At 42.9% G+C, this 19,919-nt stretch carries 18 protein-coding genes; 9 read left to right on the top strand and 9 right to left on the bottom strand.

Going from position 1 to position 19,919, the window contains the following annotated elements:
- Positions 1-25: 25 nt before the first annotated feature.
- From PBF_RS10655 to yfcC, 3 genes are all read right to left on the bottom strand, one after another.
- Positions 26-1,552 (bottom strand): spore germination protein, encoded by a 1,527-nt coding sequence (locus tag PBF_RS10655; RefSeq protein WP_035329726.1) that lies wholly within the window; start codon positions 1,550-1,552, stop codon positions 26-28.
- Positions 1,553-1,702: 150 nt separating this feature from the next.
- Positions 1,703-2,878 carry a beta-aspartyl-peptidase gene (iadA, locus tag PBF_RS10650; RefSeq protein WP_035329725.1) on the bottom strand — a complete coding sequence of 392 codons (1,176 nt, stop codon included), beginning with the start codon at positions 2,876-2,878 and terminating at the stop codon, positions 1,703-1,705.
- A 36-nt stretch (positions 2,879-2,914) separates the two neighbouring features.
- Positions 2,915-4,417, bottom strand: coding sequence for a putative basic amino acid antiporter YfcC (gene yfcC, locus PBF_RS10645; RefSeq protein ID WP_035329723.1), 1,503 nt, complete (start codon positions 4,415-4,417; stop codon positions 2,915-2,917).
- A 159-nt stretch (positions 4,418-4,576) separates the two neighbouring features.
- On the opposite strand from yfcC, the gene PBF_RS10640 reads away from it, so the two are divergent.
- Positions 4,577-6,580, top strand: coding sequence for a sigma 54-interacting transcriptional regulator (locus PBF_RS10640; RefSeq protein ID WP_035329722.1), 2,004 nt, complete (start codon positions 4,577-4,579; stop codon positions 6,578-6,580).
- A gap of 109 nt (positions 6,581-6,689) precedes the next feature.
- Here the strand turns inward: PBF_RS10640 and PBF_RS10635 are convergent, their stop codons facing one another.
- The 3 genes from PBF_RS10635 to PBF_RS10625 form a co-directional block, all read right to left on the bottom strand.
- Entirely contained in the window at positions 6,690-8,288 is a 1,599-nt protein-coding gene (locus PBF_RS10635) for an ABC transporter permease (RefSeq protein WP_035329721.1), read from the bottom strand.
- Positions 8,288-9,190: an ABC transporter ATP-binding protein gene (locus tag PBF_RS10630; protein WP_035329720.1), complete on the bottom strand. Its 903-nt coding sequence runs from the start codon at positions 9,188-9,190 to the stop codon at positions 8,288-8,290. The genes PBF_RS10635 and PBF_RS10630 overlap by 1 nt, the downstream gene beginning before the upstream one ends.
- 153 nt (positions 9,191-9,343) lie before the next feature.
- Complete coding sequence (locus PBF_RS10625) at positions 9,344-10,009, bottom strand: TetR/AcrR family transcriptional regulator (RefSeq protein ID WP_051488867.1); 666 nt, start codon at positions 10,007-10,009, stop codon at positions 9,344-9,346.
- Positions 10,010-10,258: 249 nt separating this feature from the next.
- On the opposite strand from PBF_RS10625, the gene PBF_RS10620 reads away from it, so the two are divergent.
- The 3 genes from PBF_RS10620 to PBF_RS10610 all read left to right on the top strand — a co-directional run bounded on the left by PBF_RS10620 (position 10,259) and on the right by PBF_RS10610 (position 12,752).
- The gene (locus tag PBF_RS10620; RefSeq protein WP_035329719.1) at positions 10,259-11,377 is read left to right on the top strand and encodes a YibE/F family protein; all 1,119 of its coding nucleotides are present in this window, start codon (positions 10,259-10,261) and stop codon (positions 11,375-11,377) included.
- Positions 11,374-12,141 (top strand): YibE/F family protein, encoded by a 768-nt coding sequence (locus PBF_RS10615; RefSeq protein WP_035329718.1) that lies wholly within the window; start codon positions 11,374-11,376, stop codon positions 12,139-12,141. The genes PBF_RS10620 and PBF_RS10615 overlap by 4 nt, the downstream gene beginning before the upstream one ends.
- Before the next feature lie 119 nt (positions 12,142-12,260).
- Positions 12,261-12,752: a CBO0543 family protein gene (locus PBF_RS10610; protein ID WP_035329717.1), complete on the top strand. Its 492-nt coding sequence runs from the start codon at positions 12,261-12,263 to the stop codon at positions 12,750-12,752.
- Positions 12,753-12,805: 53 nt separating this feature from the next.
- Here PBF_RS10610 and PBF_RS10605 read toward each other — a convergent pair whose 3' ends face one another.
- From PBF_RS10605 to PBF_RS10595, 3 genes are all read right to left on the bottom strand, one after another.
- Complete coding sequence (locus tag PBF_RS10605) at positions 12,806-13,573, bottom strand: DUF817 domain-containing protein (RefSeq protein ID WP_200870037.1); 768 nt, start codon at positions 13,571-13,573, stop codon at positions 12,806-12,808.
- Between the two features lie 115 nt (positions 13,574-13,688).
- On the bottom strand, positions 13,689-13,898 hold the full coding sequence (locus tag PBF_RS10600; protein ID WP_035329715.1) for a helix-turn-helix domain-containing protein: 210 nt from the start codon (positions 13,896-13,898) through the stop codon (positions 13,689-13,691).
- A 9-nt stretch (positions 13,899-13,907) separates the two neighbouring features.
- A complete protein-coding gene (locus PBF_RS10595; protein WP_035329714.1) occupies positions 13,908-14,390 on the bottom strand; it encodes a DUF2975 domain-containing protein in 483 nt (160 codons plus the stop codon).
- A gap of 324 nt (positions 14,391-14,714) precedes the next feature.
- Here PBF_RS10595 and PBF_RS10590 point away from each other — a divergent pair, with 324 nt between their 5' ends.
- The 5 genes from PBF_RS10590 (at position 14,715) to PBF_RS10565 (ending at position 19,641) form a co-directional block, all read left to right on the top strand.
- A complete protein-coding gene (locus tag PBF_RS10590; protein WP_035329713.1) occupies positions 14,715-15,290 on the top strand; it encodes a CBO0543 family protein in 576 nt (191 codons plus the stop codon).
- Positions 15,291-15,660: 370 nt separating this feature from the next.
- Complete coding sequence (locus PBF_RS10580; RefSeq protein WP_035329711.1) at positions 15,661-16,392, top strand: carotenoid biosynthesis protein; 732 nt, start codon at positions 15,661-15,663, stop codon at positions 16,390-16,392.
- Positions 16,389-17,051: a lysophospholipid acyltransferase family protein gene (locus tag PBF_RS10575; RefSeq protein WP_035329710.1), complete on the top strand. Its 663-nt coding sequence runs from the start codon at positions 16,389-16,391 to the stop codon at positions 17,049-17,051. Before PBF_RS10580 ends, PBF_RS10575 begins: the two co-directional genes overlap by 4 nt.
- Positions 17,052-17,065: 14 nt before the next feature.
- Positions 17,066-18,172, top strand: coding sequence for a glycosyltransferase (locus PBF_RS10570; RefSeq protein WP_035329709.1), 1,107 nt, complete (start codon positions 17,066-17,068; stop codon positions 18,170-18,172).
- Positions 18,169-19,641 carry a phytoene desaturase family protein gene (locus PBF_RS10565; protein WP_035329708.1) on the top strand — a complete coding sequence of 491 codons (1,473 nt, stop codon included), beginning with the start codon at positions 18,169-18,171 and terminating at the stop codon, positions 19,639-19,641. The genes PBF_RS10570 and PBF_RS10565 overlap by 4 nt, the downstream gene beginning before the upstream one ends.
- Positions 19,642-19,919 lie beyond the last annotated feature (278 nt).

Raw genomic sequence — 19,919 nt, 5'->3', positions numbered from 1 at the left:
CTTTATCGGAACATATTTACTCCAATTAATCTTCTATGTCTCTTTTCGATTTCTCGTGCTTTTTGGGCTGAAAACGAGTTCGTACAGGAGATCTGACCTGCAAAGGCCGCTTCGTTTGCATGAAAAACGGAAGTCGGAAGAGGGAATCCCTTAAATCATCCAGCCGCAATGGATAGACAGGTGCCAGATATGGGCGTCCCAGAGAAGTCATTTTAAGCAAATGGCTCAAGATGTATGAGAAACAAAACGTAACTCCAAGAAGCCCCCATAACTGGGCAGTGATTAAAAAAGGAAAACGGATTAAGCGGATCGTATTGCCCATTTGATAGACAGGTGTTGTAAAAGATGCCAGGGCCGCAAGCGCCACGATGATCAGCAGCACATTACTGGTCAGCCCGGCCTGTACTGCTGCAGTCCCGATAACAATACCGCCTACGATACCAATCGTCTGACCGATTTTGGTCGGCAGCCTTGCTCCAGCCTCCCGCAATAATTCAATGGTCAATTCCAGAATAATCGCTTCCAGTATAGGGGGGAACGGAATCCCGCTCCTTGAAGCAATTAACGGGTTAAGCAGGTTTTCCGGAATCATTTCGTAATGATATGTGAGCACGGCGACATAAAGAGAAGTCGACAAAACGGAAAAGAATACGGCAAACAAGCGGACAAGCCGAAAAATAGAGGCAATATGCCATGATAAAAAGTAATCCTCAAAAGCTGAAAAAAACTCTACGAGAGTTGTAGGGCCTGTCAGGGCATGAGGTGAGCCATCTACAATGATCGTTATTTTCCCTTCCGAGAGCACACTCGCTACCCTATCAGGCCTTTCCGTGTCAATTAAATGAGGGAAGGGAGAATTGTGGTTATCGGAAATGATCTGATTTATAAAAGAGCTGTCCACGATTTGATCAAATTGAATCTCATTCAGCCGCTGCAGAATGGTATTCACGTTTTCTTTGTCCGTAATTCCTTCAATATAAATAACAGCCACCCTTGTTTTCGTCAGACTGCCTATCTTTACTTCTTCCACGATAAGATCTGGAATAGGCAGCCTCTTCCTGACCAGATTGATGTTAGCATCAATCGATTCGACGAAAGCTTCCTTTGGCCCCACAACACTGTACTCGACTTCCGGCATACTGACGGGCCTCTTCTCAAGCGAAACAGCAGAAATGACCAGAGCCTCCTGCAGCGAACCTTTTACTTCTATGACAACACAGCCTGTCAGCAGCTTATCCCTTATTTCATGAACATTATCTATAATTTCAGTATTATCGATGGGAATAGCCTGCTGAAGATCAAACAGAGTTTTACTCTCATTTTCTTTGATATAAGGCAAGACATATTGATGCAGGATGTTAATGTCTACAATAGTCTGGTAATAATGGATATAAAATGGGCTGGATTCTGAATATCTGTAGGAAACAAAATCCGCAGATTCTTTACAGCGATGAAGGAGTTCATCAATTCTTAATTCATGCTCACTATTTCCATTCCTCTTTTGTTTATTGTCCCTATTAAACCTTTTTAATTTAGATTTAAAAAAACCCACCGGACACTCCTCCAAAACTTAACAAATCGTAGTTTTAGTATGTGCCGGTGGGTTTTAATTATTCTATTGCAAAATGTTAGATCAATATCTGCTTTTGATGTTGCGAAAAACAATCATGCCATTTAATATACTTTAATCATTTTCAGGCCATTATTCAAAGGTACCCTTCACAACAGCCTTACCGTCTTCAACCATTTTTCTTCCCATGGAAAAAACGGTTTCAATTGCCAGTGTTTCTTTATTTAAAAGCACAACGTCTGCATCTTTCCCTTCCTCGATCCTGCCTTTTTGGTGAAGCTTGAGGATAGAAGCTGGATTTTTAGTTATTACAGAAATTGCATGTTCGATAGAGACCCCTTCTTGAAGGATGGCATCCCGCACTTCGGAAAAAAGTGTGGAAACTTTGCCGATTTGCAGACCAATTAGTTCTCCCTGCTCATTGAAATCAGGCAGGCTGGCCTGGCCGTCAGACGTAAACGTAATTTGGCCAGCAGGAACCCCTTCGTCCAGCATGATTCTGAGAGCCTTGCTGCACTTAACTTCCCCCTCTTCGAAAAACTTTGGAATCGAGCTTGTCGTGAAGTCTACATAGCCTCCTTTTTTGGCATAACGTATGCCAGCTTCAAACAAATGCGGATTACGGTTTATATGTGTCGGGTAGAATTGTTTGATTGGTATATCCGTGTTCTCCGCAATGTCTTCCAGGAGCTTTAAATGATCATAACTATCACCCACATGGACATTTACGATTCCCGCTTTACCTGAAAGCATGCCGCCAACACGTGCAGCTGAAGCAATTTTGGCCATCTCTTCAACCGTCGGCTGGGAAGAACGGTGGTCTGCGATCGCAATCTCTCCGACACCGATAATCTTGTCAATCAGAATGAGATCATCTTCAATTTTTCCAGTCAGCGTTTTTACCGGGACCTGATAAGAACCCGTCTGGACATAACAGGTAATTCCTTCTTCCTCAAGTGCCCGGGCTTTTGCAATAAGACTAGCCATGTTCCGTGTTGTTCCGTCTGTACCAATGACACCCACCAGCGTAGTGATGCCAGACAGTGTAGCATCTGTCAGCTGGATTTCCGGTGTCCGGGTTTTATAGCTCCCCTCACCGCCGCCGCCGATGATATGTACGTGCGAATCAATAAAACCCGGAACGGCCATTTTCCCTTCGGCATCAATGACTTCAATATCCGCAAATGAAAGCTCAGGCAGTTCAATGGAATCGCGGATGTAGCCTATTTTATTATGAACGAGTAATAAATCCTTTTTCCCAAGATAATGCGGAGAATAAATTTCTGCGTTTTTTATAAGAGTTAACAAGGATAAACCCCTTTCTGTCTAACTTATGATGTCAGGTTAAAAACCGATTAAGACTGCGCCAATGACGAATAATGAAGAAACCCCCATGAGGAGCAGCAAAAATCTGATGATGAATTTTGCCCATGTTCCCCAGTCGAGCCTCGCAGCTCCAAGAGCCCCCAGAAGAGCTGCAGAGGTAGGAACAAAAATATTTGTCAAGCCATCGCCAAGCTGGAAAGCAAGCACCGCAACCTGCCTGGATACACCGGCTATATCAGCCAGCGGAGCCATCAGCGGCATCGTAAGAGCTGCCTGGCCTGAACCGGAAACAACAAAGAAATTAAAGACGGATTGGAAAAGATACATAAACCATGCCGACAGGGCTGAAGGGAAATCTCCTATAAGCTGGCCTGCTCCAAAGAGCATTGTATTCAGTACAGACGGCGCATCCGGGCTGTCACCGCCTAATATGATGACAATTCCTTTTGCCATTCCTACAACCAATGCTGCCGGCAGAAGATCTTTTGCCCCTTCAATGAATCCTTCAGCAATATCATCTACCTTCATATTATTAAGCTTAAAGAAGACGGCAATGAGGCCCGCTGCCAATCCGATCGTAAAAAATTGCGAGGCAATCTCCGGGATATAGTATGCATGTTCCACAACACCCCATACAATCCAGGCAATTCCGGCTGCTATGGTTAATAGAACAAGACCATGTCCAAGAGTAAATCGGACCTTCAGCTCCCCCGTTTTCATTTCTTTCCTGAAATAGCTGTCTGATTCATAGCTTACTGATTTTAATGGATCCTTTTTTATTCCAGCTGCATATCTCCATGTATAGATAATGCCTATTAATGTAAAAACAGCCCACATGCCTATGCGAAACGGTGCGCCAGACATAACAGGAACTCCCGAAACACCCTGTGCAATGGTCACACTGAAAGGGTTCATCCAGGAGGTGGCAAAGCCAATTTGTGTTGCCACATAGGTGATCATCACTCCTGTAATCGCATCATAGCCAAGTGCAACCATAAGAGGAACAAGGATCATCGCAAACGCAATGGCCTCCTCTCCCATGCCAAAAACGGCTCCGCCAAGCGAAAACAGGAAAAACATAATCGGAATGATTAAGATTTCTCTGCCTTTTGTCTTATCAATCACGCTTAAAATGCCTTCTTCAATTGCACGGGTTTTCATTATAATTCCAAATGCTCCGCCAATGATCAATATGAATGCTACTACGCCCACAGCGGATCCCCATTTATCTCCTGATACGAGTCCTTCAAAAACATAATTTAAAAACCCGGCTTCTCCCCCGGATTCAAAAAGGCTTGTACCCTGGCGGACAGGATTTCCTTCTTCATCTTTCACTATTTCGAAGCTGTCGGGAATCAATACGGTCTTTGTTGACTCTTCCCCATTTTGCGTATAAGTTACTTCTTCCGTCTGAAATTGACCAACGGGAACCAAATATGTAACAATGGCTGCCAGAAGGACCACAAAGAAAACGATGACAAACGTGTGCGGCACTTTCCAGACTCTGTTCTTTTCTTTCATTCTATTTCCCCCTTCATTTCTAGATGTAAATACCTAATGCAATTTGTGTGCCAAGTTGAAAATTCTGAATAAATGGATAAAAGAATAGAAACTGGTTTATTAATGGGTGATTTAATTGGTATAATATTAACCATTAATCAACCATTAAAGGAGTTTACCATGAAAAATGAATTAGTGCTGCTTGCCGGAACAAGAGAGACATGCAAAGCTCTCACAGAACAGCTAAAAGGAATGCTCGGACAGTATATCCGAATAAAAAGCTTTGCTTCGGAGGAATATCTCCCCCCATTAATAGAGAATGCCTTAATCGTGTATTCTTCCTACCTGATTCATGATGAAGTAAAGCATGTTATTGCTCCTTCCTGTGAAGTGATCACAGCACACAGAACCGTAAATTATCAATATATCGATTACCTATTTGAAATACCAAATGACACAAATGTCCTTTTTGTAAATGACTTTCCCCAGAGCACCATAGACTCTATTGAAACCCTGAACAGACTCGGAATCAGCCATCTCCGATATATTCCTTATTCACCAGGCGGAGAAATTCCAGATTCAATTGAGATTGCCGTTACTCCTGGAGAAATGGATCTAATTCCTTCTTCTATCCCGAAGAAACTTAATCTCGGTGTACGGCTTATTGATATCCACACGATTATGGCTATAATAGATTATTTTGAACTGCCGGAAGCCCTCAGAATAAATATCACCGATAGGTACACCGGAAAAATAATAGAACTGAGCAAGAAACTCTCATCGTTGAAACAGGAAGCCGATAAACTCAATCAATATTTAAAAAGGGTTGTGGATGGAGTAAATGATGGGATTTTGGCATTTGACAGATCCGGTTCGATTTCAGTCTTCAACAAAGAGCTTGAGAGAATGATAGGAATATCACCTGAATATGCGGTTAAGAAGAAACTCGGCCAGGTTTTCAGAAACAGTGAACTGCTGGAATTTTTATTAAATGATGAATCCGGCAATCAGGAAGCTTTTACGGTAAGACAAACAAACTTGCTGGTGCACCGCTTTCCAATGAAGAATGATGACACGATTGTTGCCACATTCAAAAATATGGATGAAACCATCGAAATGGAAAGAAGGGTTAAACTGGAGCTTCAAAAAAAGGGTTTTGTATCCAAATATACTTTCCAGAGCATTTTAGGTGAGAGCCCTGCTCTTCAGGAAACCATTCGGATTGCCGGGAAACTTTCATTATCCGACCTTCCTATCTTGATTCAGGGGGAAAGCGGCACGGGAAAAGAACTGTTCGCCGGTGCCATCCATTCGGAATCCAGCAGGAGAAATGCACCTTTTTTAGGGATTAATTGCAACGCTCTTCCAGAAGAATTGCTTGAAAGTGAATTATTCGGATATGAGGATGGGGCATTTACCGGGGCACGAAAAGGCGGAAAAAAGGGACTGTTTGAGCAGGCTGACCAAGGGACTTTATTTTTGGATGAGATTGGAGATATCAGTATGAAACTGCAGGCCAGGCTCTTACGCGTTCTTGAAGAATGGGAGATCCGCAGAATAGGAGGAAACAAGATTGTTCCTATAAATGTCAGAATCATTGCGGCGACGAACCGGAATTTAAAGAGTATGATCGAAGAAGGAAGATTTCGCGAAGATCTATATCATCGTTTAAAAGTTCTGTCCCTGTCCCTTCCTTCTTTAAGACAGAGACAAACAGATATACCAATTTTAATAAAATCCTTCATAAGACAGAGCCACAAACCTGCTGCTGACATAACTGAGGAAACTTTAGAACTTTTGTCCGGGATGGAATGGAAGGGTAATATAAGAGAATTGAAGAATGTGGTACAGTACATGCTTGCCGTTTCAGATAATAATGTTCTGAAAGCTTCTGATTTGCCGGCAGACCTTGTTCCGGCAAAAGTGCCATCAATGCCAAAGACTCTATCAAACTTAAAAGCTGAACACAAGATCCTGCTTGCATTTATTGCCGAGTTAAATGAGAAAGGAATACCAGCAAGCCGAAAAAAATTGTCAGCTCTTACCCGGAATACACTCTTCCCTCTTACGGAACAGCAGGTAAGGTTACGACTTAAGGAATTGGAACATTTGGGATATGTTATGATCCCACAGGGAAGGAGCGGTACCCTTATTACAGAGATGGGGCTGGATGTACTGTCTTGAAATAAAATCAGAAAATAACTTATTCAATCGAAAAATGAAAGAAATCAGCACGATACTAGAGATCGTGCTGATCATTCCAGATTATTTCTATTAAAGGTACGTTCTATTATTATTCAATATCCCGTCTATGGAATCCGATAAATCCTGCAGCAGCCAGCACCCCGGCAGCCAAACACAATAACAGCAGCGGGATAATCGAAAATTCCTCAATCGGTGCCTGCGGAACATGGCCAAAAGGAGAAAGGCTGCCGATCCAGTCAGAGAATTGGAATAACCCCCCTAAATACAGCACAATAAAAGAATATAATACATAAAGCCAAATGAAACCTGTGAATTTTGGCAGGAATCCAATCAGAAAGACGGCCATGCTGATCATGACCAGCATGGCTGGATAATAGGACAGTGCTGCCCCAAAAATCATTCCAAAGGATAAACCGCCTTCAACCACTGCATCTCCGGCAGACCATAGCCCAAGTGCTGCCAGCGAGAGCATGAGAAATCCATTAATGACAGAAATAACAAAATAGCTGCCTAACAGTTTGCTCCGAGAAACCGCTCTGCTTAAAAGATAAACAATTCGTTCCTTCTTCTCTTCTCCCCGAAGTTTATTCATGGCCATCACCGGAGGGATTGTTGCCATCAGTGAAATGACAATCATCAGCATGGGAATGAATTGTTCCACCAATGTTACCCCTTCTGTTGGCTTAAGGAGCTGCTTCATGGCTTCATTATCGGAGAAAAATGATTCCAGATCCCCTAATACTGAACCGTAGGAAGCCCCGAGAACAAACATGCCGATTGCCCATGAAATGATTCCGGTCCGCTGTAATCTTAACGCAAGGCCGATTGGACTCTGCAAAAAGCGGGATGCATATTGTTTTCCCGGCCTGGAGGGCAGAAATCCGCGATCCAGATCCCGAATAGCGTTCAAATAATTCGCAGCAGCAAATAGAACCATGGCTGCAGCAATCATCAATACAATAGGCCACCAATTATTAGAATCATAGACTTCTGCTTTGGTTACCCATGCTAGCGGCGAAAGCCAGGACAATGATTCATTGCTGATGTCTGTGATGGCTCTAAAAAGATAGGAAATAAGAAGAACGGCTATCGAATACCCAATTGTCCCCCGTGAACTATCTGAAGCCTGAGCAAATACAGCTGTTACACCAGCGAAAAATAAACCTGATGCCCCTAATGCCGCACCATAAAGCAATGATCCTTCGAGATCCATGCTTTCAATTCCAAGGGCGTAAAGGCCGAATCCATTAATCAGTGCCAAGCCGATGCAAGCTGCTGACACTGTAAACAATGATGCATTTAAATAGGATAATCGCCCTACAGGCAGCGAACGAAGCAATTCCAGGCGTCCATCCTCTTCATCAGCCCTTGTATGCCGCGTTACCAGCAGGATGCTCATTAAACCGGTTACAGCAGCTGTCATTAAAAGCATTTGATGGGCTGTCATGACACCGATTGTATAGTTGCTTAAATCCGCGGGACCAGTCATGGCAGTCATCGCCGGGTTGGCCATCGTTTGTGCCATAGCGTCTCTTTCCTGCTGAGAACTGTATAATCCCTTGAAGGAACTTGGAACGATTATCGTAAAAAAGGTCAGTGACAGCACCCATAATGGGATCCGCAAACGGTCCAGCCGGAAAATAAATTTTGAAAGGAAAGCGGTTTTTGCCAAGTGATTGCCTGCCATCAGCGGACACCTCCTGTATCCTTTTCCCCTTCATAATGGCGCATAAATAAATCCTCTAATGTTGGCGGGGCACTTTCCAGCCTGATGATGCCAAATGAAGAAATATGCTTAATCACATCATCCATTTGCGTCGTATCCACCTGAAACGTCATCCCATGTTTACTTTCCTGAATGTCATGGATGCCTTTCAGTTCATTTAATCCTGTAATAGGCAGCTTCGTGTCAACGAGCATTTGAGTCCGGGTTAAATGGCGAAGCTCACTTAAAGTTCCCGACTCAATAATCTTGCCTTGACGAATTATGCTTACCCGGTCGCACAGCTTTTCTACCTCCGATAAGATGTGACTGGACAGGAGAACGCTCTTTCCTTGTTTTTTAACATCCATTACACATTCCTGAAAAACCTTTTCCATCAATGGATCAAGTCCTGATGTCGGCTCATCCAGAATGAACAGGTCAGCATCAGAGGAAAAGGCCGCAACCAGAGCAACCTTTTGCCTGTTGCCTTTGGAATAGGTTCGGCACTTCTTGGATGGATCCAAATCAAACTTATCGATTAACTCCTCACGTTTTGCCTTATTCGCAGCACCATTTAATTTTATAAATAAATCAATGACCTCTCCCCCGGTTAAGTTTGGCCATAGATTCACGTCACCAGGCACATAGGCAACCCTTTTATGAATGTCGACAGCATCCTGCCAGGCGTCCTTGCTAAAAATTTTTACTTCTCCATCTGTTGCCTTTAAGATTCCCAATAACACTCGGATCGTGGTTGACTTGCCCGCGCCATTGGGTCCGATGAAGCCCAGTACTTCACCTGCGTTTAACTCAAGATTTACCCCATCCAATGCCGTAAACTTGCCGAATTTTTTTGTTAGATTGGTTACTTTTAAAAGGCTCATGCTCATTCCTCCCCGTTTTTATAAAGTGAAACTTCAATCAGTGGGGGTTTTCTTTATCCCCCACTGATTGTTAGTTGAGGCCCACAGGAAGTGGGTCACAAAGACGTTGCCACAGGACGTGGCGTCCTTAGTCTTTGTCCTTCTTTCGGGCCTTTACGGGCAGTTTGACCCCCACTTATCATCCTTTGATTCCTCTGAGTCTTGAAGTGGGGTCTTACTGCCCGTTAGACTGCGATAAAAACAGCTCTTTAAAATTTCTTTATAGCTGTCCCATTCGTTAAACACCTCGGTACCGATATCCTCAAATGACTTGATTTTGGCGATTTGCAGTTCCGCAAAACCAGTCATGGTCCAATTCAGGATATTCATCGCCTTTTCAGGTTCAATATCCTTCCGAAGCTTTGACCAGTCGATGTTTTCGTAAATTCTTTTGAAGCCATCTTTTTGAATGGTTGCCAGCAGTTGATTTATTTCAGATTTCACATCCTGCGCATCTTCTTCAAGCAGCGATTTCAAGAAATCAAATACAAGGGGATACTTTTTTTGAATGTTTAGCTTAATGAACCCTACCTGACTGATCCTTTCAAAAATGTCCCTTTCATTCATGTCTATTTCAACATAGATTTGTTCAATGATGTTTACGGCATTCTTAATCAAAAAGAAGTACAAATCCTTTTTATTGGTGAAATAGTTAAACAATGAGCCTTTACTTATTTGTGCATCCTTTACCATTTCATTTGTAGATGCCTTTTCAAAGCCGCTCTTTACAAATTCCTTCATGGCCGCATTGATAATCCGTTCCTGTTTTTCGGGTTTCAAACTGTAAAAAGTAGTATTAATTATATTGCACTCCTTTCGCAATAATGACCAATATGGTCAATTCAAGAGTAGCAAAGATGACCACATTGGTCAATATATTTCCGTCCAGTATTCTGACAAATTTTATCATTTTTTTTGATCAACAAGTCTCCCATCCAGAACAGGGATAAACTTGACTATCCGAAAAAGTTACTGATATCCTTATTCCGTTGCAAAGGTCTTGTATTTTTATACTCCTGGAGGTTTATTTTGAATAACATCCCTATTAAAAAGTTCTATTTTTATATCATATTGGCAATAGGCATAGCTGCCTCCGTACTGTTTGTCCAGAACAATGATTCTTTCTATGAACGGACAATAGCTGAAGTAAAGGAAGTCCAGCTTGTTCACTCTGAAGAAGTAACGGATGTTTATGATAATAAAGATCGCATATATGAACAGCGGATTATAGCTGAGATTACGAATGGAAAAGCAAAAGGACAGCATATTCACTTAACAAATCAGTATTCGAAAGCCAAAGCATATGACTATAAAATTCAAAGCGGCCAAAAATTATTTGTGTCCATAAAGGAGAAAAAAGGGGGTACTGCAGAATTAAGCGGAGATATCCTTGATCTGAAGCGGGATCATTACATACTGCTAACAGGATGGATCTTTATCCTGATACTGCTCTTTGTCGGTAAAAAGCAAGGCCTCTTTTCCATCATCAGCCTGGCAGTTAATGCCGTGCTGCTTTCCTATGCATTAGATGTATATTTGAAAAATCCGGAAATAAGTCTGCTGCTGATATGCAGTGCGGCAGTCATCCTATTTACCGTTACCTCCCTTCTGCTCGTAAACGGGTTTAACGAAAAAACGTATGCAGCCATTATCGCAACGCTTGCGGCAACATTCTTGTCATTATTGATCACTTATCTGGTCATATGGCTGACTGGCGGGAAGGGGCTGAGATACGAAGAGCTCCAGTTTATAACCAGGCCCTATCAGATGGTGTTCTTAGCCGGGTTATTTATCGGCTCGTTAGGAGCGGTTATGGATGTCGCCATTACCATGTCATCTTCCCTGTTCAGCTTATATGAAAAAAATAACAGCATTCCAGTGCAGGATCTTAAACGCTCTGGAATGGAAGTGGGCAAAGATATTATGGGCACCATGACGAATATCTTGTTTTTCGCCTATATCAGCGGCTCCATTCCGATGCTTATTTTGTATATAAAAAATGACTCACCGCTCGGATTCAGCCTATCCATGAACCTTTCACTTGAATTAGCCCGGGCACTTGCCGGAGGAATCGGAATCGTGATCACCATTCCGATTGGCTTGTATACTGCCATATATTTCATTAATAGAAAGAGGGCACGAAAATGAATGCAATTCTAGTGCTGGCTGCCATATTATTTATTCTGATGATCCTTATAGGCGGAAAAAAAGGGGCCAGATCATTTTTTGCGATCTTCCTCAACTTCGGAGTAATTATTTTCGTCCTTTTCTTTATGAACGATCCAAACATCAATCCCATTATCGTTACATTAATTGCCTGTGCCTTCATTGGCTGCATCAATCTATTTTTTATAAATGAAGTGAACATTAAGACGATAACCGCATTTCTGGCTTCGATCATTACTACGGTCGTTCTCATTGTGTTCATTGTCATTATTGCAGAAAAGGCCATGATCCAGGGATTTGGTGAAGAGGAAATAGAAGAGTTGAGCATATTTTCGCTTTATATTGGGGTTGATTTCGTTAAAGTGGCTGCGTCTGTCATCATCATGAGTACAATTGGAGCCATCACGGATGCTGCTATGGCCATTTCTTCCCCAATGAGGGAAATCCATTATCATCACCCGGACATTAGCCGAAAGGAATTGTTCCAGGCTGGCATCAGCATCGGCAAGGATATCCTGGGAACAAGCACCAATACGTTATTTTTTGCCTTCTTCGGGGGATATTTAGCACTCCTGATCTGGTTTAAAGACCTATCCTATTCACCAGGAGAAATTATTAATTCAAAGATTTTCAGCGGCGAGATGATTACAATTTTCTGTGCAGGAATTGGGGTAACAATGGTCATTCCTGTTACTTCCTGGATTACTGCACTGTATTTAGTGAAAAGAGGAAATTCTGCTGAATAGCTCGATTGCATATGGATAATTACACAATATTACAAGGATGAATGACCTATTTTTTACAGATAATGGTATTTGATGATGGAAATCGTCCATACTAAGTAACAGTAAAATGAGGTGAACCTATGCACTACATCCTTGTATTATTGGTTAGCATTCTTTCTTATATAAGAGGCGACTGGAAAAACTGGGAAAGATATTATCCTACCCTGCTGTATATTTCCGTGGCATCTTTCATTTATGAATTTATTTCCCACAGCCATTTTCACCTATGGGAGCTTGAAAAAGGGCTTTTGAATTTGATGGGCGTCCATCTCTTGCATAACATCGTTATTAATCCTTTACTTGGCTTTGTGTTTTTATCTAATTATCCCAGCAATCTTAAAAGTAAAATCTTTTATTATGCAAGATGGATGGTTTTGTTTTGGGCGGCTGAATGGCTGGCATCCCGTCTTAGTCTCATAACCTACCATAACGGATGGAATATCTGGTGGTCTTTTCAATTTGTGGCCATTATGTTTCCTATGATCCGTTTACACCATGCACATAAACTGCGGGCATTGATTCTTTCTGTTCCTATAGCTGCCCTATATTTGTTCTTGTTTGATTTTCTATAACGTGCGGATTGATGCCAGCCCAATAAATTCAATTATTATTGACCGAAAGCTTCTTAAGCGCAAGTCTTCCCTTTAACCTGCTTAAGGGTCGCCACTATAAGAAAGCTCACAATCACTAACAGAAGCCATGAACTCACCTTCCCCAGATGAACGAGACTCCATGCATCGGCCTGATTGGGATACTCCCAGGCCCCAAAGAATGTTGCGATATTTTCCGCTATCCATATGAAGAATCCGATAAGAACAAAAGATAGTGCAAGCGGCATACGGTACTGGATTCCGCCTACCTCGTAACTGACCCAGGATCTCCAAAAAATGACCAGAACCATTCCGGAGAGCCACCAGCGGATATCGATCCAATAATGGTGAGTGAAAAAATTCAGATAAATCGCAGCGGCAAGAGGCACTACTGCCAGGAAAGGCGGCCACTTGACCAGGTCAACCTTCAGCCTCCTCCATGCCTGGCACAGATAACTTGCTACACTGGCATACATGAAGCCGCTGTACAAAGGAACTCCAAACACCTTGGAATAGCCCTCCTCCGGATAAGCCCATGAGCCCATATGCACCTTAAAAAGTTCAAGTGCAAGCCCAATAATGTGGAACAAAGTGATAACCTTCAATTCATCCTTTGTTTCAAGCCCCGATTTCACCATTACCCACTGCATCAGAAGACATATGATCAAAAGCCAGTCATACCGCGGCAGAATGGGCAACGGCAGGAATTTGGTTAAAGCTAAAGAAGCAAAAATGACAACAGGAAACAAGCAGGACAAAGCCTGCTCCCAGCCGAAACGAAAGAGCTGCTTTAGGGCTCTCACCGGCTGAGATTCCAATTTACGAATAGTCAAATGCATTTGAAATACTCCTTTCTCTGGGACAAAGGGACAGGTTCATTGTCCCAATTGGGACGATGAACCTATCCCCCTGTCCCATTTATTCATCACTGCGGTATTCCAGGATATCGCCAGGCTGGCAGTCCAATGCTTTGCAGATGGCCTCCAAAGTTGAAAACCGGATCGCTTTTGCTTTTCCATTTTTTAAGATAGAGAGATTGGCCATGGTGATTCCTACCCTTTCTGAGAGTTCCGTTACACTCATTTTTCTTTTTGCCAGCATCACATCAACATTGATTATAATTGTCATGTTCTCACCTCAGACCGTTAAATCATTTTCTGATTTGATATCAATTGCTTCTTTCAGCAGCTTCTGGAGAACAGCCGCAAAAACGGCGATAACCATTGAAGCAAAAGGAACGACCAACCCGACGAAGATAACACCAGGGGCATCGTCTAACTCTGCAAAAACATAGAATAGCGGCAGGACCAGCACATGCAGACAGGCGATGGTGATGGCACAATATTTGATTTTCTTTAATGCGATGACAGATAAATCAGAGAACGCTTTATTTTTGTCAATATAGCGTAAAAGTTTGAAAGCCTGGTACAGCGCAAAGTAAAAGGGGATCGTCGATCCATAAAATACGATGTAAACCCAATATTTAAAAAAAGCAAACTTCGGCAGCAATTCACCTGCGACATTCCCCAGTTCAGGCACCAAAAAAATGCACAAAACTAAAATTGGGACTCCTAATAGAATAACGGCTATTTTTAAAAACAGCGTTGTTACCTTTTCCATAAAAAGCACCTCATTTCTTATTTTCAATTTGATTTTAATCTATTATTTATCGTTTTTCAATAAATATTTAATGTTTTTGATTATTTTATTATCGAATAGACAAAGAGCATCCCTGAATTTTCAGGGATGCTACTTTGCACAACTTTCACTTCATCATCTGAAGATGTGATTAATCCTAGTCCTTCCTCCTGCTTCAATATCGGGCAAGGGAGAATCAGGTTTATATATTTGTATTAACAGACGGAATTATGTGCATATTAAAAATTGCTTCTAACGACGAATGAAAGCCCTGGAAGCTAAACTAGAAAGAATGGGTGATTGGGCATGACGTTTGATAAAGGACTGGCCAAGTCTGAACAGGCATACGAACAATTTACGGATATAAGCTCTGTATTCGCGGATATAGTCAAGAATGATTTTATTAATACGTGGCAATGGTGGGCCGGACTTGCTTTGTTTATCATTCCCTGGCTGATATGGTTTAAGTTTAGAAAGAAAGACAGCACCGGGCGTCTTCTCCTGGCTGGATTAGCAGTCATCATTTTATCCCTGACAATAGATCTGGCAGCATTATCTTTGGGATTATGGTCCTACCCTATGATTATTATCCCCCTGGCACCTTTTTTATTTTTGCCGTATCACTTTTCATTGGCTCCAACATGGATAATGTTAGCTCTTCAAATTAAACCTGAAATGAATACATTGGTAAAGGGAATCATATTTTCTGCTATTGCAGCATTCGGAGGGATGAATTTATTTGACGCCATTGATTTCTACAATCCCAAAGGCTGGTCTACTTTATATGATTTTGTCATTTTTCTCACACTATATTACAGCGGGTACTGGGTAACGAGAATGGAGAGTTTTCAGAGTCTTGAAAAAGGAACAGGAAAAAAATAAAAGACTTTCCCGGATATTTCAGAAAGTCTTTTTTTCGATTGGTTTAAAAAGCATGGCTGGAAACGGCACAGCAATGAATCCATCCCCAGGCATGCAAAAAAACATGCCAGTAACGATTAAACGAAATGCAGGCGCAGGGTTAAAGGGAGTCTTCGCAATGCAAAAAAATAATGAGTCCATAGGAATCTTCCTGTTTAATCCACTTTTTCTCTTCATATTCTCTATAACCGGAAATATTCCTTCCGCAAAGAACATCAGACCCCTTTATAAATGTGTTTAGTTTTCAAAAGAGACAATTCATTTCATATTAGTTCTCACATTTGTATAATTAATGTATAATAATTGTACAAATAATAAAGAGGAGAAACCGATGACCTTTGACAATGTCTTATTTCATTTTTTTATATTTTGGTATATTTGCGGAGTGATTCTGCTCAGCTTTGATCTGCTGCCCCCCTGGCTTGAATGGGCGAACGCTGTTTTTCTGATTTTAAGCGGCCTCCTGGCAATTGTTTATTTTACCAAAGTCTTTGGACGAACAGGTTATCTGATCAGCATGGGTATTTTCATAGTTTCCTATCTTGCAGAATTCATAGGATCGTATTATGGCATTTTATTTGGCGAGTATTATTACACAGATCGGTTTGCACCCAATTTATTCGGCGTTCCGATAGCCATTGGGTTTGCATGGCTGATGGTGATGGGATCCTCCCATGCATTGGCCGCAGCCATAACAGGCAAAAAACTTCTTCAGCCTGTGATCGGTGCCTGTATTGCTGTGATCATCGATTTAATCATTGATCCGGTCGCCTTTAAGCTTAAAAAATATTGGATTTGGGAAGAAGCCGGTGTCTACTATGACATTCCGTTCAGCAATTTTTTAGGATGGTTCCTTGTGGCATTCGTTCTGCATCTGTTCATCCTAATCTTTCCTCCAAACACGAATGTATTATGGGAAATGCGGATGTTCCTGCTGTTTGCCCTGACCATTGCCATGTTTGTCCTGCTTGCCATCACCGGCGGACTTTGGCCGGCAGGCATCCTGACAGCGTCACTGGCAGGACTGATACTATATACGGCTTTAAAAAGGAAACCAGCATGATTGAAGCTAAAAAAGACGTTATATTTGATAAACTGTTTTCTATTTTCCATAAGAGGCTGATGTCCTTTTCCTTTGACAAAGTGTATTGGCAGAACACCGGAATCCAGCCTGCTTCCCCTGCCATTTTTGTCTGCAACCACTCATCCTGGTGGGATGGGCTCATCTACTACCAGCTCACGAAAAGCGTTATTCAGCAGGATTTGCATATCATGATGCATGAGCAGGGGCTGAAGCAGTTTCCTTATTTCAAAAAACTTGGAGCCTTCTCAATCAACAGCTCAAGTCCAAAGGAAACCTTAAAAACAATGAAGTATGCTGAGAAGCTGCTGAAAAACGGGAGCAGTATATGGATCTTTCCACAGGGCGATGAATTTCACCTGGAAAAACGGCCGCTGCATTTTCAGCAGGGACCTTTATACCTGCAGGAGAAGCTTCCGGAAATCCCATTGATCCCTGTCGCTTTCTATTATTCTTTCTCACATAAACGAAAGCCTGAAGTATGGATAAGCGCAGGAAGCCCGTTGTACAGTAAGGACCTGCCGGGAAGTTCCAGGCGCGAAAAAACAGCATCACTGGAAAAGACATGCACGAACCTCCTGGATGTTTTGAAAACCGAAGTGATCAGTGAAAATACGAAGAATTTCATTAACTTACTTTAAGGGGGGATGAAAGGATGCTCCTATTTTTAATCATAAGTCTCACCCTTTTTCTGCTGTGGACACTCTGGAATATGAGCGGACTGCCAAGCCTGCCTGCTCCAGATTTGACAGAATCCTCCCATCCGCCTGTTACCATCCTTGTGCCCTTAAGGAACGAAGAGAGAAACGTAAGCGGACTGATCAGCAGTCTAAAATCCATATCGTATCCAAATGTGGAAATCATTCTGTTGGATGATGGCTCGAGAGACCGGACACTGTCATTACTGAGGGACCATACCGCCGGAGACAGCCGCTTTAAGATAGTAATAGGAACAGAACTACCTTCAGGGTGGGCTGGCAAGGTGTATGCCTGTCATCAGCTCCAGCGGGAAGCAAAAGGAGATTACTTCCTATTCCTTGATGCAGATGTCCGGTTATCCCCTGACTTAATTGAAAAGGCGCTTGCTCTCTTAAAGAAAACAGGCAGCAAACTGCTAACCGGGTTCCCTTCCTTTGAAGTTCCGGGAATTCTGAGCAAGCTGCTGATTCCCATGATGCATTTTGTTGTCCTGTTCCACCTTCCTATCCGCATCGCAAACAAGGGGAAGATGATATCCGCAACGGCTGCCAATGGGGCATTCATGCTTTTTGAAAGAAAAGCCTACCAGGAAATGGGCGGGCATTATTCCGTACAATCTTCTATCGTCGAGGATGTTCAGCTGGCCAAAAACATGAAAACATCTGGCTTCAGCGTCTGTCTTGCTGATATAAGTGATGACATTTCGTGCCGGATGTATGAACGAAATAGCGAGGTATGGGAAGGGTTTGTCAAAAATATTTTTTCAGGCCTTGGCCGTTCAGTCCCGATGGTCATTCTCCTGAGCCTGTTTTATGCATGTTTTTATGTACTGCCAGGACTGCTGCTGTTGTATGGACTATGGACGCTGCAGCCGGTTTATGCACTCCCCTGTTTCCTGACTGTCCTGCAGCGCATGGCCGTGGATTGGAAAGCCAATCAGCGTCTGTCACTATCTTTTTTCATGCCGCTATCGGCGGTCTCACTGATTATCATCATGAATGCTTCTATGTGGAGATGGATCAGGAAAAAGCCTTATAGCTGGAAAGGAAGGCACTATACATGAAGAAAAAAGTAATCATCATCGGCGGCGGGCTGGCAGGACTTTCAGCAGCTGTAACACTTGCCAGCAATGGATTTCAAGTAGAGTTGTTCGAGAAGAACAAGCATTTTGGCGGAAAATTAATGCCTGTGACATTGGGGGATTATAGATTTGATTTCGGGCCGAATACAATCACCATGCCGGAAGTATTCCGGAAAGTGATTGAACAGACAGGCGAAAAAGCAGAAAACTATTTTCATATGATTAAGCTTGAGAATCATACAAGAAATGTCTTTTCTGATGGCAGCATCTTTGACTTTTCAAGCAGCAGAGAATATATGATAGAGCAGCTGAATCGGATGGATCCTGCGCATAGATATGATGATTTCTTAAAAGAAATTACAAAATTATATAAGTTATCAGAGGCGCACTTCCTCCCGAAAACATTCAGCTCCTTTAAGGACTATTTATCACCGTCTCTTGGGGCAGCACTTTTGCGGGTGAGGCCGGCACAAAGCCTGGACAGCTTTTTCCGGAAATATTTTTCCCGCTCTCATGTGATTAAGGCTTTTAATCGCTATTCCACATACATCGGTTCATCTCCCTATAAGACCCCTGCCACTTTTGCCATGATTGCTTACCTTGAAATGATTGGCGGAGTTTATTATGTGCAAGGCGGAAACGCTAAAATTGCCGAGGCCAATGTATCGTTAGCCAGAAAACTCGGTGCCGGGCTTCACAGTGAAACACCTGTAAAGAAAATCTGCGTCAAAAACAAGAAAGCCATTGGGATTGAGCTTGAGGATGGCGAGAAGATACACGGGGATTATGTCATCATGAATGCTGATTTGCTGAAAGCCTATCCTGAAATGGCAGATGAAAGGGACCGCCCCTCCTTTCCGGATTCAAAAGCAGAAAGAATGGAGCCTTCCACTTCCGCTTTTGTCGTGCTTGCAGGAGTCAATAAGCAATTTCCCCAGCTCAGGCACCATAACGTCTTTTTTTCGGATGACTATGAGCAGGAATTCACAGACTTATTCAAACACAAACAGTACAGCAAAGAGCCCACCATTTATATCAGCAGCTCTTCCTTTACCGATCCCGCCCAGTCGCCTGGAGGGAGCAATCTGTTTATCCTTGCAAATGCACCTGCACTGCCTGCTGACGCACTGCTGCAGACAGATCCGGAAGAGTATAAAGAGCTTATCTATCGCAGGCTTGCTTCATTCGGGCTTACATTAAAGCCGCATATCGCAGAGGAAAAAGTCTATACACCGGCGGACATCGCATCCCAATTTGGCGCTTTCCGCGGGGCGCTGTATGGACCGTCCTCCAATCGGAAGAGAGATGCTTTTCTGCGTCCTCGGAACGCAAGCATTGATATCGCCAATCTTTATTTCGCCGGGGGCAGCACCCATCCCGGCGGCGGGTCGCCGATCGTGACATTGAGCGGCATGAATACGGCCAATTTAATTATCAAGGCAGAAAGATAGCCTATAAGAAAAGCGCAAGCGCCTTGCCCACGAATGAACGCAGACTAAGAACGCCACGTCCTGTGGCAACGTCTGCATGACCCGCATCCTCCCAAAAGCTGTCGCTTTTGGTCGTGCGATGATTATGCTGACGAAGCCTTCCTTGTCCTGCGGGCCTCAGGCATAAGACGGTTCCTGTAAGAAGGCGTTTTTCCTTCTGAAAGGATACGGCTTATGCCCCCGAGTCCCTAGGAGCCGCAACTAGACAAGCTTGTGACCTCGAGGGGGTAGGCGCTGGA

This window comes from Cytobacillus firmus DS1, from assembly GCF_000565285.1.
GTDB lineage: Bacteria > Bacillota > Bacilli > Bacillales > Cytobacillaceae > Cytobacillus > Cytobacillus firmus_A.
Note: the sequence above shows the minus strand (reverse complement) of the source record. Positions and strands in the feature narration are given on the sequence as shown.